Source organism: Bradyrhizobium sp. CCBAU 11434 (assembly GCF_028128895.1).
Lineage (GTDB): Bacteria > Pseudomonadota > Alphaproteobacteria > Rhizobiales > Xanthobacteraceae > Bradyrhizobium > Bradyrhizobium zhengyangense.
In genome coordinates this window covers 194257-208079 of the sequence record NZ_LBJX01000011.1, presented here as the reverse complement: position 1 = coordinate 208079, position 13823 = coordinate 194257, and the positions used below count along the sequence as shown (strand labels likewise).

General features: G+C 63.2%; 12 protein-coding genes. 5 read left to right on the top strand and 7 right to left on the bottom strand.

Annotation, left to right across the window (positions count from 1 at the left end; all coding sequences use genetic code 11):
- Nucleotides 1–8: 8 nt before the first annotated feature.
- Nucleotides 9–770 (bottom strand): hypothetical protein, encoded by a 762-nt coding sequence (locus XI06_RS08570; protein WP_237859135.1) that lies wholly within the window; start codon nt 768–770, stop codon nt 9–11.
- 287 nt (nt 771–1057) lie between these two features.
- On the opposite strand from XI06_RS08570, the gene XI06_RS08565 reads away from it, so the two are divergent.
- Nucleotides 1058–2101, top strand: coding sequence for an ABC transporter substrate-binding protein (locus tag XI06_RS08565; protein WP_271605043.1), 1044 nt, complete (start codon nt 1058–1060; stop codon nt 2099–2101).
- Nucleotides 2098–4800 carry a hybrid sensor histidine kinase/response regulator gene (locus XI06_RS08560; protein ID WP_271605042.1) on the top strand — a complete coding sequence of 901 codons (2703 nt, stop codon included), beginning with the start codon at nt 2098–2100 and terminating at the stop codon, nt 4798–4800. The genes XI06_RS08565 and XI06_RS08560 overlap by 4 nt, the downstream gene beginning before the upstream one ends.
- Before the next feature lie 643 nt (nt 4801–5443).
- On the opposite strand, the gene XI06_RS08555 is transcribed toward XI06_RS08560, so the two are convergent.
- The 3 genes from XI06_RS08555 to XI06_RS08550 all read right to left on the bottom strand — a co-directional run bounded on the left by XI06_RS08555 (nt 5444) and on the right by XI06_RS08550 (nt 7295).
- A complete protein-coding gene (locus XI06_RS08555) occupies nt 5444–5902 on the bottom strand; it encodes a hypothetical protein (protein ID WP_237859139.1) in 459 nt (152 codons plus the stop codon).
- Nucleotides 5903–6091: 189 nt separating this feature from the next.
- Nucleotides 6092–6376 (bottom strand): CPCC family cysteine-rich protein, encoded by a 285-nt coding sequence (locus tag XI06_RS43705; protein WP_442869415.1) that lies wholly within the window; start codon nt 6374–6376, stop codon nt 6092–6094.
- 31 nt (nt 6377–6407) lie between these two features.
- Nucleotides 6408–7295: a LysR family transcriptional regulator gene (locus tag XI06_RS08550; protein WP_271605041.1), complete on the bottom strand. Its 888-nt coding sequence runs from the start codon at nt 7293–7295 to the stop codon at nt 6408–6410.
- Nucleotides 7296–7425: 130 nt separating this feature from the next.
- Between XI06_RS08550 and XI06_RS08545 the strand changes: the two genes are divergently transcribed.
- Together XI06_RS08545 and XI06_RS08540 are read left to right on the top strand one after the other, a co-directional pair.
- On the top strand, nt 7426–8364 hold the full coding sequence (locus tag XI06_RS08545; protein ID WP_237859141.1) for a ring-cleaving dioxygenase: 939 nt from the start codon (nt 7426–7428) through the stop codon (nt 8362–8364).
- Nucleotides 8361–8981 carry an alpha/beta hydrolase gene (locus XI06_RS08540; RefSeq protein ID WP_237869818.1) on the top strand — a complete coding sequence of 207 codons (621 nt, stop codon included), beginning with the start codon at nt 8361–8363 and terminating at the stop codon, nt 8979–8981. The genes XI06_RS08545 and XI06_RS08540 overlap by 4 nt, the downstream gene beginning before the upstream one ends.
- 146 nt (nt 8982–9127) lie before the next feature.
- Here XI06_RS08540 and XI06_RS08535 read toward each other — a convergent pair whose 3' ends face one another.
- A complete protein-coding gene (locus XI06_RS08535; RefSeq protein WP_271605040.1) occupies nt 9128–10105 on the bottom strand; it encodes an ABC transporter substrate-binding protein in 978 nt (325 codons plus the stop codon).
- A gap of 529 nt (nt 10106–10634) precedes the next feature.
- Nucleotides 10635–11570, bottom strand: coding sequence for a LysR family transcriptional regulator (locus XI06_RS08530; protein WP_271605039.1), 936 nt, complete (start codon nt 11568–11570; stop codon nt 10635–10637).
- 107 nt (nt 11571–11677) lie between these two features.
- Between XI06_RS08530 and XI06_RS08525 the strand changes: the two genes are divergently transcribed.
- Nucleotides 11678–12091, top strand: a complete 414-nt coding sequence (locus XI06_RS08525; RefSeq protein ID WP_271605038.1) for a hypothetical protein — start codon at nt 11678–11680, stop codon at nt 12089–12091.
- Nucleotides 12092–12153: 62 nt separating this feature from the next.
- Here the strand turns inward: XI06_RS08525 and XI06_RS08520 are convergent, their stop codons facing one another.
- Nucleotides 12154–13815 carry a methyl-accepting chemotaxis protein gene (locus XI06_RS08520; RefSeq protein ID WP_271605037.1) on the bottom strand — a complete coding sequence of 554 codons (1662 nt, stop codon included), beginning with the start codon at nt 13813–13815 and terminating at the stop codon, nt 12154–12156.
- Between the last annotated feature and the right edge of the window lie 8 nt (nt 13816–13823).

Sequence of the window (13823 nt, the reverse complement as noted above, 5' to 3'; positions counted from 1 at the left end):
GTTCGGGATCAGAACTGGCCGGGCGGAAGCTTGAAGACATCAGGGCTCTTGGCGTCGGCAACGTAGAACAGCAGCAGGCTCGTCGGCGTGAGCACGCGCTGGTTGTTCTCCTTGTTCTCGAACGTGCCCTGGAGCAGCAGGATCACCGAGCGATCCTTGGAATCGCTGCCGCGGAACATCACGATGCCGCCGTTGACCGGCATGTTGACCGCGATGGAATCGGGCTTGAAGCCCTCGCTGAGGAAATGAGCGCGCAGGATGTTGGCGTTGGAGAACAGCTTCTCCGGCGTCATGGCCGCATCGGTCGACTTGGACCAGACCGCGCCGACCTGGATCAGCGACTTGGACTTGTAGCCGAACACGTAGGAGAGCTCGGCGGTGCCGCCGTTCTGCAACAGATCCGGAACGGACATCAGCACGCTGTGGGTCAGCTCGGACGGATTGTCCTGGGCCTTGATGGCGTCGGCCTTCGGGTTGAAGTCCTTGGTTATCGCCGCGCGCACGTCGGCCTCGTTCATGCCGAACTTGGCGGAGCGGAAACCGTCGATCGCCTTGGTCTTGTCGTCGGCGGTGGCGCCCTCGCTCGGGGCTGGCTGTACGGCGGCGCCAGGGGCGGCCGCGGCCGGCGGCGCACCTGCCGCGACCGCCTTCGGCGCGGCCGCGGCCTTTTGCTTGGCAGCCGCGCCTTGAGCCCCCTGGGCCATCAGCGGCCCGGCCGCAACAGTGGTGAAAAGGCCAACCAGGGCCGGCACGAGATAGATTTTGCGCATCGTAGACCTTCGAAAACAAACCTGAAACAACGGCTCAAAAATCGGCAGTTCGCTCAATCGGTTTTCCCGAAACACCGCCTCGTCAGGAAGGGAGATGTTGCAATGCCAGAAGGCTTTGCAAGGCATCACGGACCGGACTTCGATCGAGCCAGCGATTTGCGTAGCAATACGGTATCGGGCTGCCCGTGGCTGCGAATGAACATTCACACGCGCATTTTTTCATCAATTGTGGTTGTTGTCCTTTCGCGTTATGCACATCGCCAGGGACAACTTTTGCGAAACATTTCATGACTGTGCGGCCTGCTCCTGCCTGTGTCGTGGCGGCGGTCGCCCGCCGCGATTTCATCCGGCTTGCGGGCGCAACTGCCGCAGGTTTTTTTGCGCTCGGCGCAACGCCGGATCGCATGCGAATCGTCGCCTCGATCACGGTCCTGCCGCTCGACGACGAGCTGACCAAACGCAACATGAGCGAGAGCTCGACCTCACGCCTCGGTGCGTTGATCGCAGGCTTGCGACAGCGCGGCTGGGTCGAAGGGGTCAATTATCGTTTCGAGGTCCGTTCGAGCTTCGGCGGCCCGGACAAGATGAGAACCGCAGTGCAGGAGCTCGTCGACCTCAAGCCGGACGTTATCCTGACCGGCTCGACCGTCGAGACCGCGGCCGTCATGGCGGCCACCACCACGATCCCGATCGTGTTCGCGACCTCCAACGATCCCGTCGGCAATGGCTTCGTTCAAAGCCTCGCCCACCCCGGCGGCAATGTCACGGGCTTCACCAGCGGCGCCCCCGAGATGGGCGGCAAATGGCTTCAGCTGATCAAGGAGGCGGTGCCTGACATCCAGCGCATCGGCGTCCTGTTCAATCCGGCGAGCACGCCGCGCGCCGGGCGCTATTATCTCGATTCGCTCGAGCAGGAGGCGGCGACATCGGACGTCAAGGTGGATCTTGCGCCCATCGGCACGGCAGCGGAAATCGACGGCGCGATCGCGCGCTTCGCCGAGCCTCCGAGGGCAGCCATGATCTCGCTCGTTGACAGCTTCCTGGTGGTCAATCGGCAAGCCATCGTCGCGACGACGGCGAAGTATCGCGTGCCCATGATCTATCCGTTCCACTACTTCATGGATGCCGGCGGGTTGATGAGCTACGGGCCGACGCTGGAGGTGCGCTCGGCCGACTACGTCGACCTCATCCTGCGCGGCACCAAGGCCGGCGACCTGCCGGTGCAGTCGCCGCGCAAATACGAGCTGTTGATCAACCGCACCGTCGCGAGCGCGCTCGGATTGAAGATCCCGTATACGCTGCTGGCGCGCGCCGACGAGATTCGCGAGTGAATGAACAGGTCGACCAGGGACAATTGCGGACGCCTCCCGGACGGCTGTTCCGCAAATATCTCTACTCGATCGTCGCGCTTGCCTTCGCTGCGCTCGCCATCAACACCGGCTTCGACGTCTGGTTCTCCTATCGCGAGCAGAAGCTGCTCCTCGCAGCAACCCAGCGCGAGCAGGCGGCAAGCGCCGCAATCCAGATCGGCCAGTTCATCGGCCAGATCGAAAACCAGATCAGATGGCTCGCCCGTCTGCCTCCGGAGCTCTCGACCAACGAAGATGAGCGCCTGAACGCCATCCGCCTGCTGCGTCTGTCGCCCGCGATCGCCGAACTGACCGAGCTCGACGCACAGGGCCGCGAGCAGGTGCACGTGTCGCGTCGTGTCGCCGACAGGGTCGGCAGCAAGATCGACCGCTCCTCCCTTGCCGCTTTCCGGGGCGCCAATGAAAGCCGAGCCTATTACGGACCGGTCTACTTCTTTGCCGACACCGAGCCCTTCATGACGATCGCCCTGCGCGGGACCGGCCGCGAGCCCAACGTGGTGATCGCCGAGGTCAATCTGCGTTTCATCTGGGACCTCGTCGCCGGGATCAGGGTCGGCAATACCGGCAAGGCCTATGTGGTCGACCGCCTCGGCGTGCTGATCGCGCATCCCGATCTGTGGCCGGCGCTGCGCCGCAGCGATCTCTCCGGCCAACCTGACGTGCGCGCCGCTCTCGACGGCGTCGGGCCGCCCTCGGGCGGCCTGATCAAGGAAGATCTGTCCGGTCAGCGCGTGCTTTCGACCTATGCGACGGTCCCCTCGCTCGGCTGGCTTGTGTTCGTCGAGCTTCCGCTCAGCGAAGCCTATGCGCCGATCTACGCCTCGATCGGACGCTCGACGTTCCTGCTGATCGTCCTGCTCGCTGTCGCGGCCCTGGTATCGCTCTGGCTCAGCCGGCGCATGACCGTGCCGATCCAGATGCTGACCCAGGGTGCACGGCGAATCGGCAGCGGCGATCTCGAACAGCGGCTCGCCATCAAGACCGGCGACGAGCTCGAGGCGCTGGGCGACCAGTTCAACCGGATGGCGGCGCATTTGCGCGAGTCCTATGCAACGCTCGAGCGCAAGGTGATCGAACGCACCTCCGAGCTCGAAAAGGCGCGCGATCACGCGCTTGCCGAGCACGATGCGGCCGAGCGCGCGCGCAGCGTCGCGGTTGCGGCCAACGAAACCAAATCGCGCTTCCTCGCCGTGGTCAGCCACGAGCTGCGCACGCCGCTCAACGGGGTCATGGGCGTGCTGCAGCTGCTCGACGACGGCAGGCTCAGTGAAGTCCAGCGCCGCCACCTCGCGACCGCCGCCGCCTCGGGCGAAACACTGATCGCACTGGTGGATGCCATTCTCGAATATGCCCGCCTCGAGGCCAGCGCCGAAACACTGGAGACGCGCGACTTCCGCCTCGACCAGCTGATCGAGACGGCGGCCGATCTGATGCGTCCGCAGGCGTTCGGCAAGGGCCTCTCCTTCGACCTTTCCTGCGATCCGTCAGTCAGCACGTCAGTCCACGGCGACCCCGTCAGGCTCAACCGCATCCTGCTCAATTTGATCGGCAACGCCATCAAGTTCACCCCGAGCGGCGGGATATCCATGCGTGCAACGATCGAGCGCCGTGACGACCAAGCGCTGCTGCGCGCCGTCGTTCGCGACACCGGCATCGGCATTGCGCCCGACATGCACGAACGGATATTCGAGGACTTCGTGCAAGCCGACGACAGCATCGCGCGGCGGTTCGGCGGCACCGGCCTTGGCCTTGCGATCGCGCGCCGGCTGACGCGGCTGATGCGCGGCGACTTGACGGTGGAGAGCATGCCGGGCAACGGCAGCGTGTTTACGCTTGTCGTGCCGCTTGGCGCCGCGGGAAGCAGCATTGTGCAGGGCGCGTTGCCGCCGCCCTCGCGACCGCTGCGCGTGCTGCTGGTCGACGACGACCCCGTCAATTGCGAGGTCGGCGAAGCGATTTTGATCAGGCTCGGCCACCGCGCCGCAATCGCAAGGAATGGCGCGGCCGCCGTCGCGCTCGCCGGAAGCCAGCCGTTCGACGTCGTCCTGATGGACCTGCACATGCCCGACATGGACGGCGTGGAGGCGGCCACGCGCATTCGGCAGCTTCCCTTGCGGCCCATGCCACGGATCATCGTCGTGACCGCCGACGCGTCGCCCAGCACCCGCGAGCGGCTCGCAAGCGCTGATATCAACAAGGTCGTCAGCAAGCCGATCCTGATCAATGCGCTCCGCGAGGCGATCGAGGACGAGCCCGAACACGGCGCGACCGACGCGCCGCTCGTATCAGGGGCGTTGATCGATCGGCACTTTCTCGACGACCAGAAGGAACTGCTCGGCACCAGCCAGATCACGAAGCTGCATCATCTGCTGAGAGAGACCAGCGAAAAGCTGATTGCCGACATCAAAGCGGCCGCCGCGGCCGCCGATCCCAGGCAGCTCGCGCGATCCGCGCACCAGCTCGGCAGCGCCGCGAGCGCGCTCGGCCTTGTCAGCCTGTTCGAGCGCTGCCGCGAGATCGAAGAGGCAGCGCCGTCGATGTCCGCGCCCGACTGCCAGAGCGCCGCGCGCGAACTCGCGGCGCTGCGCGAGGTCTCGATGTGCGCGCTGGACAATATGCTCGCGCCAGCAGAGCAGCGTTCGGCCAGCCGGAACTCGTAGGATGGGTTGAGCTCTTGCGAAACCCATCGCACTTGTTTCGTGATAACGTCGCGCCCTGACAATCTGGCGGAGCGCTATCAGTGGGATGATGGCCGCGGTTGCGGCGATCGCAAGAGATGGGTTCGCAAGGGCTCAACCCATCCTGTGAGCTCCTGTTGGACTCAACAACCGAGGAAGAACCATCATGCATCTTGTTAGGGCAACGACGTGGATCGTTCTCGCAATCCTGACGTCCGCGTCAGTTTCGACGGCTGCGAACGCCGAGACTGACAAGAGGGCAGTCAAACCCGCAGGCGAGGCATGCCGCTCGGCTTGCGAGAAAGATCTGAGAGCCAAGGGGCTCTGGGAAAAGCTGCCTTACGGGACCTGCAGGAAGCGTTGCGGAATGCCGCTCTGAGCGGCCTGTTCTGCAATCAACGGCGACCGGGGGGAGTCCAGAGGTGCGATATGTCTCTCAGTGCGCGAGTTCATCGACGGGAAGAAGTAGAAGCCTGTAGGATGGGTTGAGCTCTTGCGAAACCCATCGAACATTTTTCGTGATGACGTCGCGCCATGAGAATCTGGCGGAGCGCTATCAGTCAGATGATGGCCTGCGGCGATCGTGAAGAGATCGGTTTCGCAAGAACTCAACCCATCCTACGAGCTACGCGGTCGCAAGCGCTTTGGCCGATGCACTGGCGTGATCTCGTTGCTCGATGAACCTGCGAGCGCGAGGGACCGGATCGTGTAGATACTGATCTGGTCCTCGCATCTTTCGCTTGTTCAATTCAGCTGTCGAGAGAAGGTCGAAATCGACTCTCTCGATTGCACAGAACCAGCCGCCATGTTGGCTCGTCCAGACCCGCCTGTGATGTTCCAGGAGCCGGTCGCGGATGGAATAGCCGTGACAATCGAATACGATGACGCCGTTGGTCATGTAGACATGAAATCCCAGGAAACCTTCCGCCGGGATAATTCGCTCGGCGTAAAAACCGGGAAGCGGAGGTTGATCCAGGAAAACGCCAGCAAGGATATGACAGGCGCCGTATCCAAAGAAGATGCGGTCCGGCAGCGACCACTGCCGATGCGGATCCCCCTTTATGCCCTGCTTGAGGATATACATCGCGGCCGCTCAACCCTGATTCGTGCTGAGGCAGCGTAGCAGCTCGCAGGATGGGGTTGAGCTCTTGCGAAACCCATCGCACATTTTTCGTGATAGCGTCGCGCTATGACAATCTCGCGCAGCGCGATCAGTCAGGTGATGGCCTGCGGCGATCGCGAAGAGATGGGTTTCGCAAGGGCTCAACCCATCCTACCAGCTAGCGCTCTTCTTCTGTGGGAGGTCGAACAGACGCGCGATGTCCGCATCTGAAGCACCGCATTGCTTAAAGTTTTGTCGCGCTCTGATAAGCGATAACGAACCGTTGGGACCACCTCGGACATTGCCTGCATCGTGATCGTCCTGCCCATCGTCCTCCCAGAAGCACACAGGGCAAATCTCAAAGCCGCCCCGCTCGTGCAATGTCCGGAATTGACAGCACGGACACCTGTACGCGGCAGTCGCAGAGTAGGGTTCAATTGTGTTGCGGAATGTCATCCCTGACGACTGCATGTCGATGCGAGACCTGTCAACGCGGTCCAAACCGTTCCACCAGAAAATCGATGAACAGCCGCACCTTCACCGACAGATGCCGCGTCGGCGGATACACCGCGTAGAGCGCGAGCGGCGGCGCGGAATAGTTGTCCAGCACCGTCCGCAGTTCGCCCTTCCGCAAAGCCTCCGCCGCGATGAACTCCGGCAGCAGCGCGAGCCCCCTGTCCTTGATCGCGGCGTCGCGCAACACCTCGGCGTTGTTGACGCAGAGCCACCAGGCCGGCTGGATCCAGTGGTCGCCGTCGGCGCCTGAGAGCTTCCACTGATTGCCCGTCAGCAGGAAGCCGTAGGTGAGCGAGGCATGCGTCCGTAGATCCTGCGGATGCTTTGGCGTGCCGTGGCGCGCGAGATATTCAGGCGAGGCGCAGATCATGCGCGGCACCGGCATGATCTTCCGCGCGATCAGGCTCGACGATTCCAGGTCCGCGATCCGCAGCGTCACGTCAAAGCCGTCCTGCACGGGATCGAGCAGATCGTCGCTGAGCACGATCTGGAGCTGCAGCTCGGGATATTGCGCCATGAAGTCCGCGAGCACGGGCCCGAGCCGCATCGTGCCGAACGACATCGGCGCGTTGACGCGCAGCAGTCCCCGCGGCGCCGATTGGGCCTGCGTCACCGCCTGATCGGCCGCCTCGATCTCCGCGAGGATGACGACCGCGCGCTGGAAATAGCGCTGGCCGTTCTCGGTTGGGCTGGCGTGTCGCGTGGTCCGGTTCAAAAGCTGGACGCCGAGGCTCTCCTCGAGGTCGGCGATGTATTTGCTGATCGCCGAACGCGACAGCCGCAGCTGCCGCCCGGCTTCGGCAAAGCTGCCGCTTTCGACCACCTTCACGAAGGCCCGGAGGCTGGCGACCTTATCCAAGGACCGCCCTCGGCGATTGTTTCCAAATCGTAGACATAGCCGTCATATTTGCATGGATTGTCTCCAATCCAAAGCGGAACAATATTTCCACCCAGAGCAAGACCGCTCCCCGAATTTTTGGAGGACGACAATGTCTGGACTGCACCATGTCACCGCGATTGCCGGCGACCCCATCCGCAATTTCGGCTTCTACACCAGGGATCTCGGCCTGCGCTTCGTCAAGAAGACGGTCAACTTCGACGATCCCGGCACCTATCACTTCTATTATGGCGACGAGACCGGCCGCCCCGGTACCATCCTGACCTTCTTCCCCTGGGCCGGCGTGTCGCAAGGGCGCCGCGGCGTCGGCGAGACCCATCAGACCGCGTTTCGCGTGCCGCAGCGCTCGCTCGGCTATTGGACCCAGCGCTTCATCGAGAAGGGCATCGCCTACGAGGCGCTCGAAAAGCGCTTCGGCGAGTCCGTGCTGCCGTTCACCGATCCTGACGGCATGGCGCTGGCCCTGGTCGGAATTCCCGGCGCCGAAAACGAGCCGGGCTGGAGCAATGGCGACGTGCCTTCAGAGCATGCGATCCGCGGCTTCCACGGTGTGACCTTGCTGCTCGACAGCGCGGCGAAGACGGCTTCCGTCCTCACCGACGTGTTCGGCTTCAAGGAGACGGGCCGCGAAGGCTCCGTGATCCGCTTCAAGGCGCCGGGCGATGCCCAAGGCAGCGTGGTCGACATCTATGAAGCCAAGGGCTTCCTGCGCGGCCATCAGGGCGGCGGCTCGGTGCACCACATCGCCTTCCGCGCGGCTGATGATGCCGAGCAGGGCAAGATGGCGCAAAAGCTTGTCAGCAATCACGGCCTGCATCCGACCGAGCAGCGCGATCGCAACTACTTCCGCTCGATCTATTTCCGCGAGCCCGGCGGCGTGCTGTTCGAGATCGCAACCGACATCCCCGGCTTCGCCGTGGACGAACCCGTCGCGACGCTCGGACGCGACCTGAAGCTGCCGAGCTTCCTCGAACAGCACCGCAAGCAGATCGAGGGCGTGCTGCCGAGCCTGGAAGCGACCGCATCATGACCGAGTTCATCCATCGCTTCGAGCCCGCGACCAGCGCGGGCTCCCCGCCTCTGTTGCTGCTGCACGGCACCGGCGGCGACGAGAACGACCTGCTCGGGCTCGGCAAGATGATCTCGCCAGGCTCCGCCCTGCTCTCGCCGCGTGGCCGCGTGCTCGAGCACGGCATGCCGCGCTTCTTCCGCCGTCTCGCAGAAGGTGTGTTCGACGAGGACGACGTGCGCCGCCGGGCGCTCGAGCTCGGCGACTTCGTCACCGACGCGCGCAAGCAATACGGCATCGCCGCGCCCATCGCGGTCGGCTTCTCCAACGGCGCCAACATCGCAGCCGCGCTGTTGCTGCTGGAGCCCGACGTGCTGGCAGGTGCAGTGCTGCTGCGCGCGATGGTGCCGCTGTCGGATCCGCCCAAGGCCGAGCTCGGCGGCAAGCCCGTTCTGTTGCTGTCCGGCCAGGCCGATCCGATCGTGCCGGCCAGCAATTCGGCCAGGCTTGCGGCGCTGTTGTCGGAAGCAGGCGCGCGTGTCGATCACAAGGTCCTGCCGGCAGGCCACCAGCTGTCGCAGGCCGACGTCACGCTCGCCCGCAACTGGATCGGCAGCGTCGAGGCGAAGGCGGCATGACGCGAGAGGCGGCGCATCGTCTTTGGACGATGCGCCGCTTCGCATCTCCAGAGCTGCGCATCACGAGGCCCATGTTCCTACGAGAGCCGACGTCGAAGGTGCACGGGCGCATGCCTGCTAAGGGCCGCGAGTGGAAATCATTGTGCTCACTCAATAACCTTGTCTGCCCGAGCCAAAACGGTATCCGAAAAGGTCAGACCGAGCGAAGCGGCAGTCTTGAGATTTAGAATAAGTTCGAAAGTTACCGGCTGTTCGACGGGAAGTTCGGCCGGATCCGCTCCTTTGAAAATCCGATCGCAATATTGGGCCGCCTTGCGATAAATCCCCTCTATGCTGGGGTGGTAGCTTGCTAGCCCCCCTAATGGCATGTAGGGGCTGGATTGGTAGATGGCTGCAATTTTTGACCTCGCGGCCAAAGTTACAATCGCAGGCCTCGTTACATCCCCGAGCACTAACAAGGCGTCGCAGTCCTCTTTTTTCATAGTCCGAAACGCTTGCTCAAGATCATCCGGCGTGGGTGCCAAAACTGGTATCGGTGTGAGGCCCAAGCTTTTTGCGGCAGCTTCCGCCATCCCGTAATGCCATGGATGAGAGGGATTGTTGGACATGAGAACGGCAACCCGCTTTGCAGATGGCAGAATGTCGTGAAGAAGCTCCACGGCCTTCCCAACAGCATCGCCAGCCATGGCGGCCATACCAGTAATGTTCCCTCCTGGATGAGCCAGGCTCTTGATGAAGCCCGAGCCAATCGGATCGACAGATGGAGCCATGATGATGGGGATCGTTGACGTCGCCTTCTGAGCAGCCGCTATGGCCGGAGTTGTGATCGCCACGATGACGTCCGGTCGAAGACCAATCAGTTCGGTCAAAAACGACGGCAACCGTTCAAGCCTTCCCTCGGCACTTCGGTCATCGATGACGAGATTGTTGCCTTCAACGTAACCTAAGCGCTTCATCTCTGCGCGAAAAACGTCAAATATCGCGTGGTCAGCAGGATTTGCGAGAGAGCCAGGATATAGATAGGCAATTCGCCATACCTTGGAATTTGATTGTTGCGGTTTCGCAAGCGAAGGCCACGCAAGCAAGCTGCCGCCGATAATCCGCATGAAGTTGCGCCGCAGCATCTGTCTGCTCTCAAAATCAGCCGATTGGAAATGGGCAAAGCGACACGATTTTGAGCAGAAGGCGAGAATATTTGCAATGTTCGCTGGCACACGTCAGCATGCCTAGGGAAAGCCACGTGTCCGGTCACCCCAGCCGAGCAGATATCCGAGTTTACCTGCTCTGTGTCCGGTACCTGCTCATCGACAAGCTCGGATAAATGTAGCGCGTAGGATGGGTTGAGCCCTTGCGAAACCCATCAGACTTTCGTCCTCTCAATCGGATGGCATCGACGAGGCTCCGACCGTCAGGCATGGGTTTCGCAAGAACTCAACCCATCTTCAATCCGACGTCCCGCACCATATCGAAGAACGCGCTTGGACTGATCGCCCGTCATCCCTCGGGTAGCGAGTGAGATCGAAGTGAGCGTGAGACGAAGACGACGCCCAATTGCGCACGCGCTTCTCAGAGTGTGCTTGACCGGAATGGCACGCGATCATGATGGAAACAAGAACGATGAGTTTCGCAAGGGCTCAACCCATCCTACGCGCTTCACACCGCCTTGTCGCCGAACGCAGCGGGAAGCGTGGCAAGGAACGACATGACGCGCTGTGTGCGCAAGGGTGGGCGGCCGCCGGAGGTGCGCAGCATCCATAGCGGTTCGCCAGACGCGCGCCAGGGCGCAAGCACTTCGACCAGCCGGCCGGCGCGAAGGTCTTCGTTGACGAGCCACGCTGGCCCCCAGCCGACCCCAAACCCATTCACGATCAAAGCGAGCGAAGCGTGCGCGTCGTCGCAAATGTGCTTGGGCTTGGGCGTGACGCGAATGGGTCCCTTGCCGTGCGGGTCGGTGAAACGCCAGGTCAGGATCTGACCGCTCGCGGGATTCCGGAAGCCGACGTGGTCGTGCGCAGAAAGCTCGTATGGACTCGTCGGCTCGCCACGCGCCTTCAGATAGGCAGGCGAGGCGCAAGCGATCCAGGAGAACGTGCAAAGCCGCCGCGCCTTGAGGCCGGGTGCGCGGTCGAGGGGCCCTGAGCGGATTGCGACGTCGACGCCTTCCGCCGCGAGATCGAGAATCTCGTTGCGGAATTTGACTTCGATCTCGATTTCCGGCCGTTCCCGCAGGAACGCGGGGAGTCGCGGCAGGATGCAAGCGCGCGCGAACGAGGCAGGGGCAGTCACGCGCACCCGTCCGCCGTCGTCGCGCGCAACTTCGCCAAGCGCGGATTGGACACGGGCGAGACTTTCGAGCAATGCGCGTCCCGCCGCCATCAGCCGGTCGCCCTCTTCGGTCAGCGCCAACGAATGGGTGGAGCGATGCAAAAGCCGCAACCCGCGAGCCTTTTCGAAGCGGGCGACCGCCTTGGACATCGCAGAGGTGGTCGTCCCCGCCCGCCGCGCGGCCTCAGCGAAGGAGCCCGCCTCGACGACACGGACAAAGGCGAGGAGACGCGAGACGTCGGGAGGCAATGTCGTTGTGGACATAGAGTCCACATAATCATGGCTATGTGGTCACTACAAGAGCCGGCCCCGAACGGCTAGACAGGCAGCGCTAGCGCGCATTCTGCGACGCTGGAAAAGCGGGAAGTCCCATGAACCTCGTCGAAATCACCCTGCAAGCTCTTGACGAAGCGGAGCGCGCGATTCCACCCGGCCAGCCGGTTTATATGCTCAATCTGCTGTGTTTCCGCGCGTATGCGCGTTACGAGGACGGGTTCGACGCCGCGCCCTGCTCGGGCCGCGAAGCCTTTCATGAACGCTATAGGCCGGCATTCCGGCGTCTCGCCGCCGGTAAGCCGCTCGTGCGGATATTTTCCGGACCAGTCCTAACGGGCCTCGTTGGCTCGCCGAGCGAGCGCTGGGACGAAGCGGCGATCAATGAATACGGCGATTTCGCCACCTTCCGCGCGATCGTCGACACCGAGACTTATCGGCGCGAAGTCGCCCCGCATCGGCACGCAGCTCTCGAAGATTTCCGGCTGTTCGCGCTCGCCAAAGCGATGTGAACGCATTGAGGCGACGGCATTTGCATTCGCCTCACCACGGCCGGACTCCTTTGGAGGGAGGCCTACGCCGCCACGTTCGACAGGAAGCGATCCACCGACGAACGCAACTGCGTCGCCTGGCTGGAGAGGTCGTGCGCCGTGGCAAGAACAATGTCGGCCGTGCGGTTGGCGTTGTCGGTCGCCTCCGCCGTCCCGGCGATGCTGCGCGCGACCTGCGCGGTGCCGGAGGCCGCCTGCCCGATATTCCTGGAGATCTCGCCGGCCGCCGCATTCTGCTGGTTGACCGCGGCCGCGATCCGACCGGTGAAGCCATCGATATCGCCGATGATCGACGCAATGGCGCCAACATTGTCGACCGCCTCGCGCGTCGCCGACTGCACCTCGGTGATCTGGTTCGAAATCTCCTCGGTCGCCTTCGCCGTTTGCGTCGCCAGCGCCTTCACTTCGGAGGCAACGACCGCAAAACCCCTGCCCGCTTCACCGGCCCGCGCCGCTTCGATCGTGGCGTTGAGCGCGAGCAGATTGGTCTGGCCGGCGATGGTCCTGATGAAGCCGACAACTTCGTCGATCTGCTGGGCGGCACTGGCGAGCCTGCCGATTGTCTGGTTGGCCGCCTCCGCCATGCCGGATGCGCGCTGCACGATGGTGGTCGCATCCGCCAATTGCGACGTGATCGCCTGGACGGATTGGCCGAGCTGACTTGCGGCTGTCGCCACGGTCTGGACGTTGGCCGAAGTCTCCTTCGCCGTCGAAGCCGCTTCGTTCGATTGCGTGCCGGCATTGCGTGCGACGGAGGCGAGGCCCTGTGCCGTATCCGTCAACTCGCCGGTCATGCGCGCGGTGTTGCTCATGACCTCGCTGAAGGCGGACCGGAAGGCATCGATCTCGGCTTCGAGACGCCGCCGGTGAACGGCCTGCTCTGCACTGCTCTGGTCCTTGGCGGCGATCAGGGCGTGATCGTCATCGGCGCGGGTCTTCAGGCTCGCCTGCATGACGGCAAGCGACTTCAGCAGACGGCCGAGCTCGTCGCGGCGACGCACCGCAATGTCATCGGTGAAATTGCCCGCGGCTACGCGCTCGGCAACACGCACAGCCGCGGAGATCGGCCGGCTCATCGAGTACGAGAACGCAAGCGCGATCAACAGCCCGATCGCAACGGTTCCGACGGCGACCGACAGCATCGTGGTGCGGGCCGCCTCCACGTCTCTCTCTGCCGCCATGCGATATTCATAGCCGTACGCCGCCACGAGCTCGACGAGATCGTCGATCGACGCCATCAGCCGGTCGCCCTGCTGCGCAAGCAAGAAGCTGGTCGGGATCTCCGTCGCGCCGCCGGGCGACGGCTTCAGGATCTTGAGCGCGGCGGTCGACCAATCCTTGAGCTCTTTTTCGGCCTTCTCGCGCGCGGCGGCAACGTTCGGCGTTGCGGCGCGCTCACGCACCACTTTCAGGTCCTCGACACTGTCGCGGATCAGCCCCTCGAACTTCGCGACGGTTTCGCTGGAGCTGCCGGCGACAAGGGCACGCTGGAGCACCAGCCGCGCGTCGTGCAGCGCCGCGTGAGCGGAGCGCGCGTGATTGATTCCCATCAATGGGCCGTCATAGAGACGGACCACCATGTCGCCGGAATTGCCGATGGCGCGGATACCGTAGAAGGCGATGCCGCAAGCCAGCAGAAGCACGACGCTGAAGGCACCGAAAATCTTGTAGCGTATCGACATCATCAATCTCC

Bases quoted from the DNA above. Each gene is read 5' to 3' on its own strand.
- XI06_RS08540 (WP_237869818.1), top strand. From the start codon at position 8,361: ATGACCGAGTTCATCCATCGCTTCGAGCCCGCGACCAGCGCGGGCTCC.
- XI06_RS08545 (WP_237859141.1), top strand. From the start codon at position 7,426: ATGTCTGGACTGCACCATGTCACCGCGATTGCCGGCGACCCCATCCGC.
- XI06_RS43705 (WP_442869415.1), bottom strand. From the start codon at position 6,376: ATGACATTCCGCAACACAATTGAACCCTACTCTGCGACTGCCGCGTAC.
- XI06_RS08535 (WP_271605040.1), bottom strand. From the start codon at position 10,105: ATGCTGCGGCGCAACTTCATGCGGATTATCGGCGGCAGCTTGCTTGCG.
- XI06_RS08555 (WP_237859139.1), bottom strand. From the start codon at position 5,902: ATGTATATCCTCAAGCAGGGCATAAAGGGGGATCCGCATCGGCAGTGG.
- XI06_RS08520 (WP_271605037.1), bottom strand. From the start codon at position 13,815: ATGATGTCGATACGCTACAAGATTTTCGGTGCCTTCAGCGTCGTGCTT.
- XI06_RS08525 (WP_271605038.1), top strand. From the start codon at position 11,678: ATGAACCTCGTCGAAATCACCCTGCAAGCTCTTGACGAAGCGGAGCGC.
- XI06_RS08570 (WP_237859135.1), bottom strand. From the start codon at position 770: ATGCGCAAAATCTATCTCGTGCCGGCCCTGGTTGGCCTTTTCACCACT.
- XI06_RS08565 (WP_271605043.1), top strand. From the start codon at position 1,058: ATGACTGTGCGGCCTGCTCCTGCCTGTGTCGTGGCGGCGGTCGCCCGC.
- XI06_RS08530 (WP_271605039.1), bottom strand. From the start codon at position 11,570: ATGTCCACAACGACATTGCCTCCCGACGTCTCGCGTCTCCTCGCCTTT.